The 963-nt window shown below is 61.6% G+C and carries 2 protein-coding genes; both read right to left on the reverse strand.

Annotated features, from left to right (window positions below; all coding sequences use genetic code 11):
* Nucleotides 1–141 precede the first annotated feature (141 nt).
* On the reverse strand, nucleotides 142–498 hold the full coding sequence (tnpB, locus tag ACFQ24_RS03855; protein ID WP_380909133.1) for an IS66 family insertion sequence element accessory protein TnpB: 357 nt from the start codon (nucleotides 496–498) through the stop codon (nucleotides 142–144).
* Nucleotides 495–887, reverse strand: a complete 393-nt coding sequence (gene tnpA, locus ACFQ24_RS03860) for an IS66-like element accessory protein TnpA (RefSeq protein ID WP_380909135.1) — start codon at nucleotides 885–887, stop codon at nucleotides 495–497. Before tnpA ends, tnpB begins: the two co-directional genes overlap by 4 nt.
* Nucleotides 888–963: the final 76 nt, after the last annotated feature.

Consider the following 963-nt stretch of genomic DNA (forward strand, 5'->3'; position numbering starts at 1 on the left):
ACATCGGCCATCTCCAGCAGCATTTTCTGCAGGAGAACCGGGTCTGTGGGAAGGCGATCAAGGGCGAACCGCATGCGACCGATAATAGCCCAAGCCCACGGCAAATCCTACATAAAATGGCGGTTTTCCTGATCTTTTTGGCTATGCGAGCCTCGGCGTGATCACCTCGTCGTGGCCGATCGCCTGCTTCCAGTTCAGCCCTTCGACGAGCATCGCAAGCTGGGCTGCCGACAGGCGGAGCGCGCCCTCATGAGCACGAGGCCACACGAACTTTCCGCGCTCGAGACGCTTCGCATACACGCATAGCCCGGACCCGTCCCAGACCAAGGCCTTCAACCTGTCGCCCCTTTTTCCGCGGAACAGGAAAACCGCCCCCGAGAAAGGATCAAGCTGAAGAATATTGCGCACCTGCGCCGACAGCCCATCAAACCCCTTGCGCATGTCGCACGGCGCCAGCGACAGATATATTTTCGTCGAAGGCGGGAACGCCAGGCTCAATGATCCAGCTCCCGCAGGACATCGAGCACCTGTTTCAGGGCGGCCCGATCAACCTCGCCATCAACCAACACCGTCAGGCCGCACCGCCCTCGAACCTCGATCCGCCCAGCTTCCCGAGCTTTGGCCGACGGCGAAGACGAAGCCAGTTCGACAGGCACGAAGCCTGCCATTGCTCCGCGCAGCAGTTGCTTGCGCCAAGTATAAAGCTGGCCTGTTCCAATACTGTGCCGCCGGGCCACGGCCGACACGATCGCCCCCGGCACCGTCGTCTCCTTCAGGATCGCCAGCTTCTCCTCGTCGCTCCAGTTCCGACGCCGCTCCACCCGTATAACCGCTCCGCCATCACCGCGACCGCTCATACGAGGCTCATTTGATTGCTCGATGTCCATGCTCACGCCTCCTCAAAGGCCGCGAGCTTTCCTATTCCGGCGCCGGCAACAAGGCCGCGTTCCGTCGGCGCTTACG

Origin of the sequence: Sphingobium olei, from assembly GCF_042678845.1 — a bacterium.
Taxonomy (GTDB): domain Bacteria; phylum Pseudomonadota; class Alphaproteobacteria; order Sphingomonadales; family Sphingomonadaceae; genus Sphingobium; species Sphingobium olei.

Bases quoted from the DNA above. Each gene is read 5' to 3' on its own strand.
- tnpA (WP_380909135.1), bottom strand. From the start codon at position 887: ATGGACATCGAGCAATCAAATGAGCCTCGTATGAGCGGTCGCGGTGAT.